This is a genomic window from Lelliottia wanjuensis, assembly GCF_030238365.1.
Classification (GTDB): Bacteria; Pseudomonadota; Gammaproteobacteria; order Enterobacterales; family Enterobacteriaceae; genus Enterobacter; species Enterobacter wanjuensis.
Window position 1 is genome coordinate 62,337 of sequence record NZ_JASSOT010000067.1, and the last position, 21,725, is coordinate 84,061.

Below are 21,725 nucleotides of genomic sequence, written 5' to 3' on the forward strand. Positions count from 1 at the left end.
AAAGGCCGCGGGGATCGCTCCCCGCGGCGTTGTTTTACGCAATCAACAGTTGATGGTTAGCCAGCAGTGTGGCCAGGTCCGTTTGCACGCCGTTCAGCGTCACAAGGGTCGTCGGGGTGAACTGGCCGCTCGACCCGTCCAGGTCAACCTGGATCTCGGTATTGCTGCCGTTTTGCACCACACGGATGTAATCGGCAACGTTGCCCGCACTGCTGTCCAGCGCCGCCACGCCGTTCACGTAGCTCGCGGAGCCCGTGCCGGTGTAACCACTGCCGGAGAGCAGATCGCGCAGGTCGATGCGATCCGTATCCGCGGTTCCTTCCCAGGTGCCGACGGTGAACCCATTCACCACATCACTGCCGTTACCGCCCGTGGCATCCGAGGCGTTGATCAGCTTATAGAGCAACGTATCGTGACCCCCGCTGCCGATATTGAAGGTGTCATTCCCACCGCGGCCTTCGAACTGGTTATCACTGCTGTTACCGGTGATGACGTCGTTGTAGTCCGAGCCGTTAATGCCTTCAATGTTCAGCAGTCGCGAGGTGCCAAAGCCCGTGTCCTGGGCCGTGGACAGACGCAGGTCAACGGTGACCGCCGATGTCGCATTGCGGTAGTCCACCACGTCCATGCCACCGGTATTGCTCCAGGTGTCATAGTCGGAGGTGGTATTCCAGCCGCCGGAGCCGTTATAGGTATAGGTGCCATCTTCTGCCACGAAGGTGTCGTTATACCCGGTCCCGGTGATCGTTCCGCTGTGGACGCCGGTTGCCGCTTCGGCGGTTAGGACATAGCCCTCTTTACCGTTGCCCGCTTCCAGACCGTCCCAGGTAACGTTATCCGACACGCCGTTGGTGATCTTCACAATCTGCGCCGAGTAGGTTTCGCTAGGATCCAGACCGTAGAAACTCACCAGTGCCGTGGTGTCGTTCGACCCCACACCCGACTGGGCGTTGATGATCTGCGATGCCACCAGGACACCTGCTGCGTTATACAGATTGACCGTATTCCCGTAGTAGGCGTTGATGCCTTCGCTATCCACAATGTGCAGGTGCATCGCGGTACCGTCGGTGATGGTCTTGCTGTTCTGGAGCAGAACCACTTTGCCGTTCTGCTGAGACACCAGCAGATCCTGAGCACCATCCCAGTTGTAATCCACTGCCGCCATACCCGTCACGTTCACCAGCGCCGACGCCAGCTGGCTTGAAGTCCAGGTGGAGCCGTAGCCGTTGTTGGTGAACAGGGTTGCCGTCTGCGAACCGCCGTAGGTGCTGAGTTTGACGATGTCCATCTGGCCATCGGCGTTCCAGTCCACGGCCACGGAGAGATAACCCGCCGTGGCGTTAGACGCCTCGACCGCACTCTTGGTGGTCAGGAGTTTGCCGGCACCGTCGTTGTAGTAAATCACCCCGCCGTTGTTGTTGTAGGTGGTCCCCAGATACAGGTCCATGTAGCCATCGCCGTTGAAGTCCGCCCACGTCATTGACGCCGCCGTGGTGGTATTCGCGCTGTTACCGACAAACACGTTGGTGATGTCCTGGCCCACGGACAGAGTCCCGGTGCCGCTGTTGGAAATCACGGTCAGCGTATAGGCGCTGCTTCGGTTAGTGTGCTGCACCACATCCACAGCACCATCGTTGTTGATGTCGACGCCGGAGATTTCGCGCCCGGAATCGAACTGACCATAGAAGCCACCTTCCCCACCGGTGCCGTCCGGCGTCAGCACGCCGTTGTTGTTCACCAGATAGGTCAGGGAGTCCATACCCGCATCTCCGTAAGCCATATCCAGATAACCATCGCCGGTCTTGTCGTAGGCAATCACACCGCCGTAGTAGATCGCCGCGCCCATCGCCTGCTGGCTACCGGTGTAGCTGCTCCCGTCGTAGGTCCACATCACCTGAGTGTTGTTGGTATACGAGGTCTCCGTCGCAAACACGTCCATCGTCCCGTTACGGTCATAGTCCGCAGAGGTATAGCTGATGACGTTCCCCCCACGGGTGTTGGTCAGGGCGTTTGCCGCGTAGGTCGACGCATCGCTGCTGGAATAAGCCTGTCCGTTCGCAATAATCGTCCACAGACCGCTGCTGTTCAGCCCCACCGACATGGCTTCGTTGTTCGAATTCCCCGCCGTGGTTGCCCAGTCGGTATTCACCGTCGTGGTACCAATGACCAGGCTACCGGTGGTCACGCCGGTGTTATTCCCGTTACCCGCGCTGCTCTTCACCTGCGCCGTCACGTCATAGCTCGCCACCGCTAAGGTATCGCTGTCCGGGATCTGCAGATACCAGGTGTTATGGTCAGGATCGACCACCACCGCACCGCCGGTCTGGGAGGTGTAGGTTTTACCGTTCACCTTCACTTCCAGGTACTCGCCGTTCTCCAGATCGGCAGAGACATTCCCGCCGACGATCGGTGTGGTATCCGAGGTCGTCTGAGCGGTCACCGTCGCCACCGTAGTCGGTACGCTGGTATCCACACCCAGCACAAACCCGGCAGATTCGGTGTAGTTCCCCGCGAGATCCGTGATACGCAGAACGTAGGTGTGGTTCCCGTCGCTCAGGCCGTTATCCTGGAAGGACCAGCTGGCGCTGCCGTTCATCGTGACCTGACCCAGCAGGATCCCGTCACGATACAGCTGCATGATCTCACCCTCATCCGGCGCACGGTTCAGCGTGCCGGTAATCACCGGTGACGTATCGTCCGTGGTCACCGAGGAGCCGAAGGTCCCCTGGCGCTCGCCTTCCGAATCGGTGTAGCTCACCACCGTCCCCACCGTGGCTGGCACGGTGGTATCAACCGTCACTTCCTGAGAGGTGGTTGACCCGACGTTGCCCGCCTGATCGATAATCCGCACCTGATAGGTGTAATCCCCGTCAGCCAGTTCACGCGTGTCCACGTAGCTCCAGCGCTGGTTGGTGACGCTGGCATCGATCCAGGTGTTGCCGCCGTCCAGGCTGATCTGCACACGTTCATCGCTGGCCAGCGCGCTGCCCAGTGAACCGTTCACCGTCAGCGTGGTGTCCATGGTGATGAAATCACTGGTGGACTGCCCGGTATCATCACTGATGCTGTCAATGGTGATGCCGTACTGTGGCGACTGCGTATCCACAGTGACCGCCTGCGAGGTGGTTGCCCCCACGTTACCCGCCTGGTCAACCACGCGAACCTGATAGTTATAGCTGCCATCAGTCAGAGTACGCGCGTCGTTGTAGCTCCACTGCGTGCCATTGACTTCGGCGTAAACCCAGGTCGTGCCGCCGTCCATACTCACCTGCACAAACTCATTGCTGCCGAGCGCTGCGCCCAGCGTGCCGTTCAGGGTGTACGACGTTGAGCTGGTCAGGAAGTCGTTGTTATCAAAGCCGGTATCCACGGCAATGTTATCCACGGTCACGGTGATCGCCGCGTCCGGTGCGACGGTGTCAACGGTCACCTGCTGCTGGGCGTTAGATCCGATATTGCCCGCCGCATCAACGACACGTACGAAGTAGGTGTAGGTGCCGTTATCCAGCGTACGCGTGTCAGTGTAGAACCAGCTGTTGCCGGTCACGTTGACGTTCTGCCAGGTCACGCCGCCGTCGATGCTGATCTGCGCGTACTCACCCTCAGAGAGCGTCGCCGCCAGCGTTCCGTTCACCGTCAGGGACGTATCGTTGGTGATAAAGTCGCTGTTGCTCAGGCCCGTATCGTCCGAGATGCTGTCGATGGTGATGACTTTGCTGGCGTCCGGCACGGTGGTATCAATCGTCACCACCTGGCTTACGCTGGCGCTGATGTTGCCCGCATCGTCAATCACGCGCAGCTGGTAGTTGTAATCCCCATCGGCCAGCGTACGGCCATCGACGTAAGTCCAGCTCGTGCCGCTGACGCTGACATCGCTCCAGGTCACGCCGCCGTCAATACTGATCTGCGCGTGCTCACCGCTGGCGAGCGTCGCACCCAGGGTTCCTTTCAGGCTGATCTGGTTGTCGCTGGTGATGAAATCACTCGCCGACAGACCCGTATCCTGAGTCACCGCATCCACGGTAATGATGGTGGCCGCCGGAGCCGTCAGGTCGATCACCACATCCTGGCTGTCGGTTGCGCCGACGTTGCCTGCGTTATCGATCACACGAACCTGATACTGGTAAGTCCCGTCGGTCAGGGTGCGGCTGTCGCTGTAGCGCCATGTCGTGCCGGTCACCGTCAGGTCAGTCCAGGTGGTGCCGCCGTCGAGGCTGATCTGCGCTTTCTCGTTGTTACCGAGCTGCGCCGTCAGGGAGCCGTTGACGACCACCGAGCTGTCGCTGGTGATGAAATCACTCCCGCTCAGGCCGGTATCGTTTTGCAGCGAATCAATGCTGATGCCCATCGACGGCGCGGTCAGATCCACGTTGATGGTGTGGTCTGCGCTGACGCTGTTGCCGATAGCGTTGCTCACCTGCGCATTGATGACATAAGCGCCGCCATCGGCCAGGGCCGTGACATCTGCGCTGCCCAGCGTCGTGCTCCAGGTCCCGTCGTTCTGCACCGTAGTGGTGTAGGTTTTGCCGTTCAGCGTAATGGTCACCGTCTGGCCCGCAGGCGCGTCGGTGGTGCCATTGATCATAAGCGGCGTGCCGTGCTCGGCGGCGCTGACGATGTCATCCTCGGCAAAGGTGTTGATGGTGATGGTCGGAACATCCCCGCTGAGGGTCACATCGTGCGTGCCGCTGCCCGGGTTGCCCGCTTTATCACTCACGGACGCCGTAATGGTGTAGCTTCCGTCGCTCAGGCCGAGGAAATCACGCCCTGGAACGAACACCGACCATGTGCCATCCGCCGCCGCAGTCGCCTGATAGCTGTGACCGTTGAAGGAGACCGTCACAATCTGGCCCTGCTCCGCCGTGGTGGTCCCGCTGATCGTCTGGCCCGCCAGCTGCTCGGTATTGTTGACAATATCGTCGCCCGCCACCGCTGCAATCGTGACCGTTGGTGCAAGGGTATCGACCGTCAGGGTATGCGTGGTCTGACCGTTATTGCCCGCCTTATCGTTCACCGATGCGGTGACCGTCAGGGCCCCCTGGCTCAGGGTGGACAGGTCCGTTGCCGGAACATCCAGCGTCCAGGTGCCGTCACTGGCGACCGTCGCGGTATAGGTTTTCCCACCCAGCGTGACCGTCACGGTTTGACCCGCTTCAGCACTGGAGGAGCCATTGACCGTCAGCGGCTGCTGCGCTTCGGCTGCGTTCAGCACGTCATCCCCGGAGAGGGTCGCGATGCTGACCACCGGCGCGGTGAGATCGACACTGATAGCGTGCGATGCCGTTGCGCTGTTGCCTACGCTGTCCTCGGCAGAGACGAACACGCCATAGTTTCCGCCATCGGCCAGCGCCGCGACGTCCGTTGCCGGTACGGTCGTCGTCCAGGAGCCATCGTCCTGAATGGTCGCCACATAGTTCTTGCCGTTCAGGGTGACCGTCACCTGCGTCCCGCTGGCGAACTGCGCGCTTGACCCACCGATCGTCAGCGCATTGCCCGCTTCCGCCGCGTTGATCACGTCATCATCGCTAATGGTGTTAACGGTCAACATCACCGATGCGGTGTTGATCGCCACGTCGTGGGTCTGGGTGCTGCTGTTGCCCGCGCCGTCAGTGATGGTCGCGCTGATGGTGGTGGTCCCGTCCTGCAGCGCCGAGATCACGCTTGCCGGTACGCCCACGCTCCAGTTTCCGCTGGCATCGACGGTGGTGGTGTACTGATTCGCCCCGATAGTGATCACCAGCTTATCGCCGACGCTCGCGCCGGTGGTGGTGCCGCTGACGATCTGCGCCTGCGCGTGCTCCTCGCGGTTGATCACGTCATCGCCTGCAACGGTGTTGAAGCTAATGACCGGCGGCGTGGTATCCAGGGTAATGACCTTATCGGCGCTTCCTGGGTTACCTGCTGCATCGTTAACGCTCGCCTGGACGGTGTAGCCGCTGTCGGCCATCGCCGTCAGGTCTGCCGTCGGAACCGTTACGCTCCAGATGCCGCCCTGCTGAACCTGCGCGGTGTAACTGTTGCCGCCCAGAGTCACGGTGACCGTCTGACCGACTTCCGCCGTCGTGGAGCCGGTAATGGCTACACCCGCCGCCGCTTCGCTGCCGTTGATCACATTGTCGCTTGCCACCGTATCGATGATCACGGTTGGCGCCGTGGCATCGACGCTGTACTCGCGGCCCGCCGACGCGCTGTTGCCGTTCACGTTGGTGACGCTGGCCTGCACGCTGGCGTCGCCGTCTTTCAGGCTGGTCAGGTCCGCCGCCGGAACGGTGGTAGTCCAGTTGCCGTCTGCGTCCACGCTTGCGGTGTAGGATTTACCGCCGAAGGTAACTGACACAGTCTGGCCTTCTTCCACGTTGGACGTGGAGCCGGAAAGAACCAGATCTGCGCCCTTCTCAGCCGCGTTGATCACGTCGTCTGTAGAGACCACGTCGATGCTGATCGCAACTTCTGCCAGATCGACGGTCACGTCGTGGCTGATGGCGACCGGGTTACCCGCGGTGCTCTGCCCTTCAACGCTCACGGTTACGCTGCCTGCCGCAAACGCGTTAACGTCTGCCGCTGGAACGGCGGCGGACCAGGTGCCGTCTGCCAGCACCGTTGCCGGATAGGTTTTGCCGTTAACGGTGACGGTCAGCAGAGTGCCTGCCGTCAGGCCGTCGCTGGAACCGGTGATAATCAGGTTCTGGCCGTGCTCGATGCTGTTGATCACATCGTCACCCGCGACAGTGTCGACACGCAGACCCGGCAGGTTGGCGTCGATAGTGATATCGCGCTCGACGGAACCGGTGTTGCCCACGCCATTGGTCACGGAGGCGGTTACGGTCAGATCGCCATTGCCGATAGCCGTTAATACATCAGCCGGGACGTTCACCGACCAGGTCAGATCGTCCTGAACCGTTGCGGTGTAGGTGTTGCCGCCAATGGTCAGGGTGACCGTGTTGCCAGCTTCCGCGTTCGACACTTTACCGCTGATGGTCTGGCCTGCCGCGACTTCTGCGGCGTTCACCACGTCATCACCGGCGATAGTGTTGATGGTCACACCAGGCAGCGCCGTATCCACCCGCAGGTTCGCGGTGTTGCTGATGCTGTTGCCCACATCGCTGGTCGCGGCTGCGCTCAGGGTATAGTTCGCTTCGCCCAGGGCTGCCAGATCCGCTGCCGGAACCGTCAGGCTCCAGCTGCCGTCGGCTGCCGTGGTCGCGGTGTAGTTCTTGCCGTTCAGGGAAACCGTCACCTGGGTGCCTTCGGACAGGTTCGCGCTGGTGCCGCTGACGTTAAGATCCTGGCCTTTCTCGACCGCGTTCAACACGTTGTCGGCTGAAATGGCGTCGAAGCCCACGGATGGCAGACCGGTGTCGACCGTCACGTCGTGCGTGCCGGTGCCGGTGTTGCCCGCCACGTCGGTGACGCTGGCGCTGATGGTCACAGAACCGTCCTGCAGCGCGGAAATCACGCTCGCCGGTACGCCGACGCTCCAGTTGCCCGCCGCATCCAGCACGGTGGTGTAGGTCTGGCCGCCAACAGTGACAGTGACCTTATCGCCCGCGGCCGCGCCGGTGGCGGAGCCGCTGATGATCTGTGCCTGAGCGTGTTCCGCCAGGTTGATCACGTCATCACCTGCCACGGTGTTGATGGTGACCACCGGTGCGGTCAGATCGACCGTCAGGGTGTGATCCACCGATGCCGGGTTGCCCGCTTTGTCGCTGACGGAAGCGGTCACAGTCAGGACACCGTCATTCAGGGCGGCCAGATCTGCTGCCGGAACCGTGACGCTCCAGTTGCCGTCTGCGCCCACGGTGGTGGTGTAATCCACACCGTTCAGGCTCAGGGTCACCGTCTGCCCCGCTTCTGCGGTGCTGGTGCCGGTGAGAGTCAGATCCGCCTGTGCTTCGGTCGCGTTCAGCATGTCGTCAGCCGCAATGGTGCTGATGGTCACGGTTGGTGCCGTGGCATCGACGCTGTACTCGCGGCCTGCCGACGCGCTGTTGCCGTTCACGTTGGTGACGCTTGCCTGCACGCTGGCATCGCCGTCTTTCAGGTTGGTCAGATCGGCAGAAGGAACGGTGGTGGTCCAGTTGCCTTCCGCGTCCACGCTTGCGGTGTAGGACTTGCCGCCGAAGGTGACTGACACCGTCTGGCCTGCTTCCACGTTGGACGTGGAGCCAGACAGGACCAGATCGACGCCCTTCTCTGCCGCGTTGATCACGTCGTCGGTGGAGATCACGTCAATGCTGATCGCCACCTCTGCCAGATCGACGGTGACGTCGTGGCTGATCGCAACAGGGTTACCCGCGCCGCTCTGCCCTTCAACAGTGACTGTCACGCTGCCTGCTGCCAGTGCGCTGACGTCTGTCGCCGGAACGGCGGCGGACCAGGTGCCGTCTGCCAGCACGGTGGCCGGGTAGGTTTTGCCGTTCACGGTGACGGTCAGCAGAGTGCCTTGTGCCAGACCATCGCTGGAGCCAGTGATAATCAGGTTCTGCCCGTGCTCGATGCTGTTGATCACATCGTCGCCCGCCACGGTGTCGACACGCAGGCCCGGAATGTTCGCATTGATAGTCATATCACGCTCGCCGGAACCGGTGTTGCCCACGCCGTTAGTCACGGAAGCTACAACGGTGAGATCGCCGTTGCCGAGCGCCGTCAGCACGTCCGCAGGAACGTTCACCGACCAGGTCAAATCGCTCTGAACCGTTGCAGTGTAAGTGTTGCCACCGATGGTCAGCGTCACGGTGTTGCCCGCCTCTGCGTTCACCACTTTACCGCTGATGTTCTGGCCCGCCGCGACTTCCGCCGCGTTGATCACGTCGTCACCGGCGATGGTGTTGAGGGTCACACCAGGCAGCGCCGTATCCACCCGCAGGTTCGCGGTGTTGCTGATGCTGTTGCCCACATCGCTGGTCGCGGCTGCGCTCAGGGTGTAGTTCGCTTCACCCAGGGCTGCGAGATCCGCTGCCGGAACCGTCAGGCTCCAGCTGCCGTCCGCTGCCGTGGTCGCGGTGTAGTTCTTGCCGTTCAGGGAAACCGTCACCAGGGTGCCTTCGGACAGGTTCGCGCTGGTACCGCTGACGTTCAGATCCTGGCCTTTCTCGACCGCGTTCAGCACGTTATCGGCTGAAATGGCGTCGAAGCCCACGGATGGCAGACCGGTGTCGACCGTCACGTCGTGTGTGCCGGTGCCGGTGTTGCCCGCCACATCGGTGACGCTGGCGCTGATGGTCACAGAACCGTCCTGCAATGCAGAGATGACGCTCGCCGGAACACCCACGCTCCAGTTGCCCGCCGCGTCGAGCACGGTGGTGTAGGTCTGGCCGCCAACAGTGACAGTGACCTTATCGCCCGCTGCCGCGCCGGTGGCGGAGCCGCTGATGATCTGCGCCTGAGCATGTTCCGCCAGGTTGATCACGTCATCGCCTGCGACGGTGTTGATGGTGACCACCGGTGCTGTCAGATCGACCGTCAGGGTGTGATCCACCGACGCCGGGTTGCCCGCTTTGTCGCTGACGACTGCCGTTACGGTCAGGGTGCCGTCACTCAGTGCTGCCAGATCGGCCGCCGGAACCGTGACGCTCCAGTTGCCATCTGCGCCCACGGTGGTGGTGTAATCCACGCCGTTCAGGCTCAGGGTCACCGTCTGCCCCGCTTCCGCGGTGCTGGTGCCGTTGGGAGTCAGATCCGCCTGCGCTTCGGTGGCGTTAAGCATGTCGTCAGCCGCAATGGTGCTGATGGTCACGGTTGGAGCCGTGGCATCGACGCTGTACTCGCGGCCTGCTGAGGCGCTGTTGCCGTTAACGTTGGTGACGCTTACCTGCACGCTGGCATCGCCGTCTTTGAGGCTGGCCAGATCCGCCGCCGGAACGGTGGTGGTCCAGTTGCCGTCTGCGTCCACGCTTGCGGTGTAGGACTTGCCGCCGAAGGTAACTGACACAGTCTGGTCTGCTTCTACGTTGGACGTGGAGCCGGACAGGACCAGATCAGCGCCCTTCTCAGCCGCGTTGATCACGTCGTCGGTAGAGACCACGTCGATGCTGATCGCGACTTCTGCCAGATCGACGATCACGTCGTGGCTGATAGCGACCGGGTTACCCGCGGTGCTCTGCCCTTCAACGGTTACTGTTACGCTGCCTGCTGCCAGTGCGCTGACATCTGTCGCCGGAACAGCGGCGGACCAGGTGCCGTCTGCCAGCACGGTGGCCGGGTAGGTTTTGCCGTTAACGGTGACAGTCAGCAGAGTGCCTTGTGCCAGACCATCGCTGGAGCCAGTGATAATCAGGTTCTGCCCGTGCTCGATGCTGTTAATGACATCGTCGCCCGCCACGGTATCCACTCGCAGGCCTGGCAGGTTGGCGTCGATAGTGATATCGCGCTCGCCGGAACCGGTGTTGCCTACGCCGTTGGTCACGGAAGCTACAACGGTGAGATCGCCGTTGCCGAGCGCCGTCAGCACGTCCGCAGGAACGTTCACCGACCAGGTCAGATCGCTCTGCACCGTTGCGGTGTAAGTGTTGCCGCCGATGGTCAGCGTCACGGTGTTGCCCGCTTCCGCGTTCACCACTTTGCCGCTGATAGTCTGGCCAGCCGCCACTTCCGCGGCATTGACCACGTCGTCACCGGCGATAGTGTTAATTGTCACGCCAGGCAGTGCCGATCCGACATTCACGGTGTGAGTTGTGCTGGAGCTGTTGCCCACGCTATCCGTCGCCGAAGCGGTGATATCGTAGAGCGCTTCACCCAGGGCACCCACCTGATCGGCAGGAACCGTCGTCGTCCACAGGCCGTTATCGTCCACCGTTGCGCTGTAGGCTTTGCCGTTGAGCATCACGGTGACAATCGCCCCCGCCGCCAGCCCCGTCGCAGTACCGCTGATGGTCAGATCCTGCGTTTTTTCGCTGCTGTTGATCACATCGTCGCCGGAAACCGTGCCGATGGTCAGAACAGGGGCCGTCAGGTTGACTGCCACATCGTGCGTGGTGCTGTTGCTGTTGCCCGCTTTATCGGTTAACGCCGCAGTAACGGTGTAATCCCCGGCAGTCAGTGCGCCCACGTCCGCAGCCGGAATGCCAATGCTCCAGTTGCCAGAGCCATCCAGAACCGCAGTGTAGGATTTGTCGTTCACCGTGACGGTCACCAGATCACCTGCCGCCGCGCCGGTCGCAGAGCCGCTGACGATCAGCGCCTGGCCGTGCTCAGTGGTATTGATCACATCATCGCCGGAGACGGTGTTGATGGTCAGCTGTGGAACCGTGATGTCGACCAGCACGTCGCGCGCCGCCGATGCAGGGTTACCTGCTTTGTCAGAGACGGAGGCGTTGACGGTATAAGTACCATCGCCGAGGGTACCAAGGTCAGCGGCTGGAACGGTCAGACTCCATGTCCCGTTGTCTTCTACGGCGGTGGTGTAATCCACGCCGTTCAGGTTGACGGTGACGGTCTGACCGGCTTCGGCATTACTGGTCCCGCTGAGGGTCAGATCGGCCTGCGCTTCGGTCGCGTTGAGGATGTTGTCATCGCTGATAATGTCGATGGTCACCGTCGGCGCGGTCGCATCGACGCTGTACTCGCGGCCAGCCGACGCGCTGTTGCCGTTTACGTTAGTGACGCTGGCCTGCACGCTGGCGTCGCCGTCTTTGAGGTTGGTCAGATCCGCTGCCGGAACGGTGGTGGTCCAGTTGCCGTCTGCGTCCACGCTTGCAGTGTAGGATTTACCGCCGAAGGTAACTGACACAGTCTGGCCTTCCTCCACGTTGGAAGTAGAACCGGAGAGAACCAGATCTGCGCCCTTCTCAGCCGCGTTGATCACGTCGTCGGTAGAGACCACGTCGATGCTGATCGCAACTTCGGCCAGATCGACGGTGACGTCGTGGCTAATAGCAACAGGATTACCCGCTGTGCTCTGCCCTTCAACACTCACGGTTACCGTGCCTGCTGCCAGTGCGCTGACGTCTGTCGCCGGAATCGCGGCGGACCAGGTGCCGTCTGCCAGTACCGTTGCCGGATAGGTTTTGCCGTTCACGGTGACGGTCAGCAGAGTGCCTGCGATCAGGCCATCGCTTGCCCCAGTGATGATCAGGTTCTGAGCATGCTCGATACTGTTAATCACATCGTCGCCCGCCACGGTATCCACGCGCAGACCTGGCAGGTTCGCGTCGATAGTCATATCGCGCTCGCCGGAACCGGTGTTGCCTACGCCGTTGGTCACGGAAGCCGTGACTGTCAGGTCGCCGTTACCCAGCGCCGTCAGCACGTCCGCAGGAACGTTCACCGACCAGGTCAGATCGTCCTGAACCGTTGCTGTGTAGGTGTTGCCGCCAATGGTCAAAGTGACCGTGTTGCCCGCTTCCGCGTTCACCACTTTACCGCTGAGGGTCTGGCCTGCCGCCACTTCCGCGGCGTTGATCACGTCGTCACCGGCGATGGTGTTGATAGTCACGCCAGGCAGCGCCGTATCCACCCGCAGGTTCGCGGTGTTGCTGATGCTGTTGCCCACATCGCTGGTCGCGGCTGCGCTCAGGGTATAGTTCGCTTCGCCCAGGGCTGCCAGATCCGCTGCCGGAACCGTCAGGCTCCAGCTGCCGTCGGCTGCCGTGGTCGCGGTGTAGTTCTTGCCGTTCAGGGAAACGGTCACCAGGGTGCCTTCGGACAGGTTCGCGCTGGTGCCGCTCACGCTCAGGTCCTGGCCTTTCTCGACCGCGTTCAACACGTTGTCAGATGAAATGGCGTCGAAGCCCACGGATGGCAGACCGGTGTCGACCGTCACGTCGTGCGTGCCGGTGCCGGTGTTGCCTGCCACGTCAGTGACGCTGGCGCTGATGGTCACGGAACCGTCCTGCAGCGCGGAAATCACGCTCGCCGGTACGCCGACGCTCCAGTTGCCCGCCGCGTCCAGCACGGTGGTGTAGGTCTGGCCGCCAACAGTGACAGTGACCTTATCGCCCGCGGCCGCGCCGGTGGCGGAGCCGCTGATGATCTGTGCCTGAGCGTGTTCCGCCAGGTTGATCACGTCATCACCTGCGACGGTGTTGATGGTTACGACCGGAGCGGTCAGATCGACGGTCAGGGTGTGATCCACCGACGCCGGGTTACCCGCTTTGTCGCTGACGGCTGCCGTCACAGTCAGGACACCGTCATTCAGGGCTGCCAGATCGGCCGCCGGAACCGTGACGCTCCAGTTGCCGTCTGCGCCCACGGTGGTGGTGTACTCGACGCCGTTCAGAGTCAGGGTCACCGTCTGCCCCGCTTCTGCGGTGCTGGTGCCGGTGAGGGTCAGATCGGTCTGCGCTTCGGTCGCGTTCAGCATGTCGTCAGCCGCAATGGTGCTGATGGTCACGCCTGGTGCCGTGGCATCAACGCTGTACTCGCGGCCCGCCGACGCGCTGTTGCCGTTCACGTTGGTGACATTGGCCTGCACGCTGGCATCACCGTCTTTCAGGCTGGTCAGATCCGCCGCCGGAACGGTGGTGGTCCAGTTGCCCTCGGCGTCCACGCTTGCGGTGTAGGACTTGCCGCCGAAGGTAACTGACACAGTCTGGCCTGCTTCCACGTTGGACGTGGAGCCGGACAGGACCAGATCGACGCCCTTCTCAGCCGCGTTGATCACGTCGTCGGTAGAGACCACGTCGATGCTGATCGCGACCTCTGCCAGATCGACAGTGACGTCGTGGCTGATCGCAACCGGGTTACCCGCGCTGCTCTGCCCTTCAACAGTGACTGTTACGCTGCCTGCTGCCAGTGCGCTGACGTCTGTCGCCGGAACTGCGGCGGACCAGGTGCCGTCTGCCAGCACGGTGGCCGGGTAGGTTTTGCCGTTGAGGGTGACGGTCAGCAGAGTGCCTGCGGTCAGGCCATCGCTTGCCCCAGTGATGATCAGGTTCTGAGCATGCTCGATGCTGTTGATCACATCGTCGCCCGCCACGGTATCCACACGCAGGCCCGGCAGGTTGGCGTCGATGGTGATATCGCGCTCGACGGAACCGGTGTTGCCGACGTTGTTGGTCACGGAGGCGGTTACGGTCAGATCGCCATTGCCGATAGCCGTTAATACATCAGCCGGAACGTTCACCGACCAGGTCAGATCGTCCTGAACCGTTGCGGTGTAAGTGTTGCCGCCAATGGTCAGGGTGACGGTGTTGCCCGCTTCCGCGTTCGACACTTTACCGCTGATGGTCTGGCCCGCCGCGACTTCTGCGGAGTTCACCACGTCGTCACCAGCGATGGTGTTGAGGGTGACGAGCGGCAGCACCGTATTGACCAGCACGTCGCTGACAGCCGATCCGGTGTTACCCACGCTGTCGGTGACGCTGGCCGTCAGGCGGTAGTTCGCCTCGCCCAGCCAGCCAACCTGATTGGCAGGAACCGTTACGCTCCAGCTGCCGTCCGCCGCCGTGGTGGCATAGAAGTAACCATCGTTCAGTCTCACCGTGACGGTGGTGCCTTCCGGCTGGTTGCTATACCCCGTCAGCAGTAGATCTTCGCCTTTCTCGGTGGCATTGATCACGTTATCCATCGCGATGGAATTGAAGGCGATCTGTGGGACATCCACGATCACCGCCACATCGTGCGTCGCACTGGTGCTGTTACCCGCTTTATCGGTGACCGTCGCCGAAATCGTGGAGTTGCCGGTGTCCAGAGCCCACACGTCCTCTGCCGGTACGCCGACGCTCCAGTTGCCGTTCGCATCCAGCATCGCGGTGTAATCGGTGCCGTTCAGGGTCATGGTGACGACGTCACCCGCCTGCGCGCCAGTCACAGAGCCGGATACCATCAGGGCTTCACCGCGTTCGGTGCTGTTGATCACATCATCGCCGGAGACGGTGTTGAAGGTGATCTGCGGGACGGTGACATCGACCAGCACGGACGCGCCGGTGCTCGCCAGGTTGCCCGCTTTATCGGACACGGACGCCGTGATCGCCGCATTGCCGTCAGCGATCCCTGCCATGTCTGCCGCCGGAACGTCCAGCGTCCAGCTGCCGTCGGCCTGCACAGTCGCCTGGTACTCGTTGCCGTTGAAACTCACAGTGACGGTCTGGCCTGCTTCCGCGCTCGAGGTGCCGCTCAGGGTCAGGTCTGCCGCCGCTTCGGCTGCGTTCAGCATGTTGTCATTGCTGACGGTGTTGATGGTGACGGTCGGCGCGGTGATGTCCACGCTGTAGTCCAGCGCCGCGCTGACGCTGTTGCCGTTCACGTTGGTGACGCTGGCCTGCACGGTTGCGTCGCCGTCTTTCTGGCCCGCGAGATCTGCGGAAGGAACGGTGGTAGTCCAGTTGCCCTCTGCATCCACTGTCGCGGTGTAAACCTTGCCGCCGAAGATAACGGATACCGTCTGGCCTGCTTCCACGCCGGACGTCGACCCGGACAGAACCAGATCCTGCCCTTTTTCAGCCGCGTTCAGCACGTTGTCGTCGGTGACGCTGTTGATGCTGATGGCAACCGGAGCGAGGTCGACGTCAACCAGGGTGCCGATGGTGACCGGGTTACCGGAGGTGTCCTGCGCGCTGGCGCTAATGGACAGTTCACCGTCCGCCCACTGGGCGACATCCGCCGCCGGAACCGCTGCCAGCCAGGTCCCGTCTGCCAGAACCGTCGCCGCATAGTCGTTGCCGTTGATGGTCAGGGTGACCGTGCTGCCCGCCACCAGGTCGGTACTGGAGCCGGAGATCACCAGGTTCTGGCCGTGTTCGATGATGTTAATCACATCGTCGCCCGCCACGGTGTCGATACGCAGACCCGGCAGGTTAGCGTCGATGGCGAAGTCCAGAGATGACGCGCTGGTGTTGCCGTGGCCGTTGGTTACGCTGACAGTCGCCGTCAGATCGCCGTCGCCGAGCGCCGTCAGCAGGGTGCTGTCGAGCGGCAGGCTCCAGGTGAGATCGTCCTGCACGGTCGCGGTGTAAGTCTGTCCGCCGAGAGTGATCGTAACCGTGTCGCCCGCCGCCGCGTTAGTCACGCTGCCGGTCAGGGTCTGGCCCGCCGCCACTTCCGCGGCGTTCACCACGTTGTCACCGGCGATGGTGTTGATGGAAACCACCGGCAGGGAGCTGTCGACCAGCACGTCGTGAGAGGCAGACGCGCTGTTGCCCACGCTGTCGGTGACGCTCGCCGCCACGCTGTAGTTCGCTTCACCCAGCGCGCTGACTGCGGAAGCCGGAACGATGACGCTCCAGCTACCGTCCGCCGCCGTGGTCGCGGTGTAGTTGATGCCGTTCAGGCTCACCGTCACGGTGGTGCCTTCCGGCTGATTGCTGGTCCCGGAGAGGAGCAGATCTTCGCCCTTCTCGGTCGCGTTGATCACATCGTCCACCGCCAGGGTGTCGATGGCGATAACTGGCGCGTCCAGAGTCACACTCACATCGTGCGTTGCGCTGGTGCTGTTGCCTGCTTTATCGCTGGCAGTGGCTGAAATCGTGACGTCGCCGTTGACCAGCGCACCCACGTCTCCCGCCGGAACACCCACGCTCCAGTTGCCGTTCGCATCCAGCATCGCGGTGTACTCGGTGCCGTTCAGGGTCACGGTGACGACGTCACCCGCCTGGGCGCCGGTCACGGAGCCGGAGACCATCAGGGCCTGACCGTGCTCGGTGCTGTTGATCACGTCATCGCCGGAGACAGTGTTGAAGGTGATCTGCGGAACGGTGACATCGACCAGCACGGACGCGCCGGTGCTCGCCGGGTTACCCGCTTTATCGGACACGGATGCGGTGATCGCGGCGTTGCCGTCTGCGATCCCCGCCATGTCTGCCGCCGGAACGTCGAGCGTCCAGCTGCCGTCGGCCTGCACAGTCGCCTGGTACTCGTTGCCGTTGAAGGTCACGGTGACAGTCTGGCCCGCTTCCGCACTCGACGTGCCGCTCAGGGTCAGGTCCGCCGCCGCTTCGGCGGCGTTCAGCATGTTGTCAGTGCTGATGGTGTTGATGGTGACGGTCGGTGCGGTGATGTCCACGCTGTAGTCCAGCGCCGCACTGACGCTGTTGCCGTTCACGTTGGTGACGCTGGCCTGCACGGTTGCGTCGCCGTCTTTCTGACCCGCGAGGTCTGCGGCAGGAACGGTGGTGGTCCAGTTGCCGTCGGCATCCACGGTGGCGGTGTAAACCTTGCCGCCGAAGAGAACGCTGACCGTCTGGCCTGCTTCCACGCCGGACGTGGAACCGGACAGAATCAGAACCTGCCCTTTTTCAGCTGCGTTCAGCACGTTGTCGTCGGTGACGCTGTTGATGCTGATGGCAACCGGAGCGAGGTCAACGTCAACCAGGGTGCCGATAGTGACCGGGTTACCGGAGCTGTCCTGCGCGCTGGCGCTGATAGCGAGTTCGCCATCCGCCCACTGCGCGACATCTGCCGCCGGGATCGCTGCCAGCCAGGTGCCGTCTGCCAGAACGGTAGCCGCATAGTCGTGGCCGTTGATGGTCAGGGTGACCGTGCTGCCCGCCACCAGATCGGTGCTGGAGCCGGAAATCACCAGGTTCTGGCCGTGCTCGATGATGTTGACAACATCGTCACCCGCCACGGTATCGATACGCAGACCCGGCAGGTTGGCGTCGATGGCGAAGTCCAGAGATGACGCGCTGGTGTTGCCGTGGCCGTTGGTCACGCTGACAGTCGCCGTCAGTTCGCCGTCGCCGAGCGCGGTCAGCAGGTTGCTGTCGAGCGGCAGGCTCCAGGTCAGATCGTCCTGCACGGTCGCGGTGTAGGTCTGACCGCCCAGAGTGATAGTGACGGTGTCGCCCGCCGCCGCGTTGGTCACGCTGCCGGTCAGGGTCTGACCCGCCGCCACTTCCGCGGCATTCACCACGTTATCACCGGCCAGAGTGTTGATGGAAACCACCGGCAGGGAGCTGTCGACCAGCACGTCGTGAGAGGCAGACGCGCTGTTGCCGACGCTGTCGGTGACACTGGCCGCCACGCTGTAGTTAGCCTCGCCGAGCGCGCTCACTGCGGAAGCCGGAACGGTGACGCTCCAGTTGCCGTCCGCCGCCGTGGTCGCGATGTAGTTGATGCCGTTCAGGCTCACCGTCACGGTGGTGCCTTCCGGCTGATTGCTGGTCCCGGAGAGGAGCAGATCTTCGCCCTTCTCGGTCGCGTTGATCACATCGTCTACCGCCAGGGTGTCGATAGCGATCACAGGTGTGACGGTGTTGACCACCACGTCCAGCGAGCTGCTGCCGGTGTTGCCAGCAGCGTCAGTGACAGAGACATCAATCGTCCAGGTGCCGTCTGCCAGACCCTGGACGACGGACGCAGGAAGGCCGAGGCTCCAGTTGCCCTCGGCATCCACGACGGTTTTGTACTCAATGCTATTGATGGTGATCTTGACCGCATCCCCGGCCGCGGCACCCGTGACCGAGCCACTCAGGATCTGCGCCTGAGAGTGAGCCGCCTGGTTGACGGTATTGGTGTCAGTCACGAAGTGATTGATGGTGACCTGCGGAACCGTGGCATCCACCAGGCTGACGCGATCGACGCTGCTGCTGTTCCCCGCTACGTCGCTGACGCTTGCCGTGACGGTGAGGCTGCCATCCGCCAGCGCGCTCATGTCGGCTGCCGGAACGCTCAGCTGCCAGGTGCCGTTGTTTTGCACCGTCGTCTGGTACTGTTGACCGTTCAGGGTCACGGTGACCGTCTGGCCCGCTTCGGCGTTGCTGGTGCCGGAGAGCAGCAGATCCTGCCCGGCTTCCGACGCGTTGATGATGTTATCGTCAGTCAGGCTGTCGATAGCCACGGTCGGTGCCAGGGTGTCAACCACCACCACGCGCGCGGCGTCGGCGCTGTTGCCGTGAACGTTGGTCACGCTCACGCTGATCTGTGCCCGTCCGTCGGTTAAGCCGTCCATCGCACTGGCGGGCACCGTCAGGCTCCATGAGCCATCTTCCTGCACCTGGGCGGTGAAGGTCTGATCGGTAAATTTCACCACCACACTCTGCCCCGGCTCCACGCCCTGGGTCTGGCCTGAGAGGGTGAGATCGGCGGCTTTTTCTGCCGCGTTGAGCATGTCATCGCTGCTGATGGTATCGACAGTGATCGCCACGGCGTTCAGGTCGAGTTCAATCGGGTGATTGACGGTAACGGTGTTGCCCCACGCATCCACCGCGTGGGCCGTGACCAGCACGTCGCCTGCGCTCCAGTTTTGCAGGTCTGCCGCCGAGACGCCGATCTGCCAGCTGCCGTTCTGGGCAATCACTGCCGGGTAGTCGACGCCGTTCAGGGTCACGATAACCTGGGTGCCTTCTGCCAGATGAGTACTGGAGCCGGTGACGGTCAGATCCTGCTGCTGCTCGATGGCGTTGATGACATCATCACCCGAAATGGTGTTGATGCGCAGGCCTGGCAGCTCGGCGTTGATGTTGATATCGCGCTCGCCGGTGCCGGTGTTGCCGTGGGCGTTAGTGACCGAGGCGCTAAAGGTCAGGTCGCCATCGCCAAAGGCGGTGAGATCCGCAGCCGGGATGGTCACGCTCCAGTTCAGATCGGCGTCGACTGTCGCCGTGTAGCTTTGACCGCCGACGGTAATGGAGACCGTGTCGCCCGCCGCCGCGCCGGTGACGCGTCCGCTGAGGGTTTGATCCTGCGCCGCTTCGGCGTTGTTCACCAGGTTGTCACCCGCGAAGGTATTGATAATGACCTGTGGCAGAACGGTGTCCACCAGCAGGTTCGCGGTGGCGGAGCCGGTATTGCCCACGCTGTCGGTGCCGCTCACGGTGACGGTATAGAGGGTGTTCGCCAGGTTCAGGACGTCAGAGACCGGCACCACAACGGACCAGACACCGCTCTCGACGGTGGTCTGGTAGTTGACGCCATTGAGCGCGACGCTCACCGCACTGCCGTCCGGCAGCGTGCTGGTCCCGCTTAAGGTGAGAGGCTGCACGGCTTCCAGCGCGTTCAGCACGTTATCCTGGCTCAGGGTATCCAGCGTAAAATCTGGCGGGGCGCCGTTGAGGGAAATGTCACGGGTTGCGCTGCCGGTATTGCCTGCCGCGTCGGTGACAGAGACTGAAATCTCATGGCTGCCTTCGCCCAGCGCGCCAATCACGGATGCCGGAACACCGATGTGCCAGCTGCCGTCCGCCAGCACCACGCCAACAAAGGTCAGATCGCCCAGGGTGAGTTTCACCACATCGCCCGCTGCCGCGCCGCTCGCCTGACCGGAGATCATCTGCGCCTGGCCTTGCTCGGTGGTGTTGAGCACGTCATCGCCCGAGACGATATCGATGGTGACAACCGGGGCTGCCGTATCCACGCCGAAATTGGCCGTGGTTGACGTTGGGTTACCGGCTTTATCGCTGACGTTCGCCGTCAGGGTGTGATCGCCGTCGACCAGCGCCTGGACGTCGCTGGCTTCCAGGGTCAGAGACCATGTGCCATCGCTGCCAACGGTCGCGGTGTAATTTTTATCATTGAGCGTGACCGTGACGATCTGCCCGGCCTCTGCGGTGGTGGTGCCGCTCAGGATCAACGCCTGGCCGTGTTCGGCGGCGTTAATAATATTGTCCTGCGTCAGCGTGTTCACGGTGAGGGCCGGTGCCTGGGTGTCGACAATCAGCGACTGGCTGCCGGTCACGGTGTTACCTGCCGCATCTTTGCCGCTCACGGCGACGGTCCAGTTCCCCTCCCCCAGCGCCTGGGCGTCGGTGGCCGGAACCTCAAGGCTCCAGGTGCCGTTTGCCTTCACGCTGGTGGTGTAGGTTTTCCCGTTCAGCGTGACGGTCAGCGCGGTGTCCTCAGCCAGGTTTTTGCTGGTGCCGGAGAGAGTAAATCCTGCCGACTGTTCGCTGGCATTAATGACGTTATCACCCGCCGTCGTCGCCAGCGTCACGCTGGTTTCCGCCGTGGCGACGTTCAGCGTGATGCTGCCCGCCGGGGTGGTTTTGCTACCGTCGATTTGCACGACCGACCAGGTGTGTTCGCCGTCAGCCTGGGTTGGCAGCTGTACGGTCCAGTTGCCATTCGCGCCGACCATGGTGCTGGCGATGGTGCTGCCGCTGCTGTCCTTGACCTGAATGGTCGCGCCCGGCTGCCCGGAGCCGGTAAAGGTTGGGGTGTTGTCATCCGTGATCTCTTTTGCACTCAGCAGACCCTGCTTGTCACCCGCTTTGTCCGTGACCATAAAGGTCGGCGTCGCGCTCTCGACCTCTTTGGTATTGTCGATAACTTTTGTTCGGGTTCCGCCGTCATCCCCGTGCGCCAGCAGCGCGCCGATGGCGCCGCCGCCCAGCGCCGCACCCGCGATCCAGCCCCACGGGGCATCGCTTAAAATGTTGTCCTGCGCCATGAAGGGTTCGATGCTGGAAATCGGCGTGGCCTGAGCGGTCAGCTCCGTGGCCGCCAGACCCGCCCCCTCTGCCGTATCGGCAAAGGCGATATGCGTCAGCTCCTGCTGATCGTTAAACACCAGTTCAGACTGCTTTTGCGTGTCAGGATCTTCGACGAAATAGTTATTGCATCGAATCACACTGCCATCTTTCATATAAATCAGCAGATCTTTCCCCTGGCGAATATAACGCGCCACATCCTGGGCAGAACCGTGGATTTCAATCACGCTCGGCGCAGAGACCGATACGGACAGGTTACCTTCACCCATCAATACCGTTTTCTCTGACGTCTTGCGAACGATGACATCAACAACTTTAGTTTTATTCATATTATTCTCCATTGCAGGCGTACTTAATGCTGTGGGTAATCCTGATGCAGGGATGTACAAAACCCTGGGAATTAGCCCCATGACTTCCAAACTT

At 62.2% G+C, this 21,725-nt stretch carries 1 protein-coding gene; it reads right to left on the reverse strand.

Annotation, left to right across the window (positions count from 1 at the left end; translation table 11 throughout):
• Nucleotides 1-34: 34 nt before the first annotated feature.
• Nucleotides 35-21,631 (reverse strand): Ig-like domain-containing protein, encoded by a 21,597-nt coding sequence (locus QQF33_RS20160; RefSeq protein ID WP_285158476.1) that lies wholly within the window; start codon nt 21,629-21,631, stop codon nt 35-37.
• Nucleotides 21,632-21,725 lie beyond the last annotated feature (94 nt).